Annotated in this window: 1 rRNA gene; it reads right to left on the bottom strand. The window is 45.8% G+C overall.

The features are described from left to right. Positions 1-105: ribosomal RNA gene (gene rrf, locus AAEO50_RS21325) — 5S ribosomal RNA — on the bottom strand; the annotation flags it as partial. Positions 106-439: the final 334 nt, after the last annotated feature.

Below are 439 nucleotides of genomic sequence, written 5' to 3'. Positions count from 1 at the left end.
CCTACTCTCACAGGGGGAGATCCCCCAACTACCATCGGCGCTGAAGAGCTTAACTTCCGTGTTCGGCATGGGAACGGGTGTGACCTCTTCGCCATTATCACCAGACAAATGTATGATGTCTTTTTAAGGACAAGTACTATTATATCGTCTTTGAAAGATATTTCAAGACTTTTTTTGTACTTTTTAAGAGAAATTTATTCTCTGAAAACTAGATAAAGGATTGATGTCAAGAATACCGGTATCGTATTAATCCAGCTCCGGCGGCTAGAGACTCGAGGTCATTTCCGTGTCAATCAGCTGAGGGAAGAACGCCCTCTTCTGCTTGCCCCGAAAATGCTTGTCGACTCTGAACGAGCCGCCTCCGCTTTTTCGTTTGGTTAAGTCCTCGATCGATTAGTATCAGTCAGCTCCACATGTCGCCATGCTTCCACCTCTGACC

Source organism: Rossellomorea oryzaecorticis, assembly GCF_038405515.1.
Taxonomy (GTDB): domain Bacteria; phylum Bacillota; class Bacilli; order Bacillales; family Bacillaceae_B; genus Rossellomorea; species Rossellomorea oryzaecorticis_A.
The sequence above is the reverse complement of the archived record's forward strand: the minus strand, read 5'-3'. Positions and strand labels throughout refer to the sequence as shown.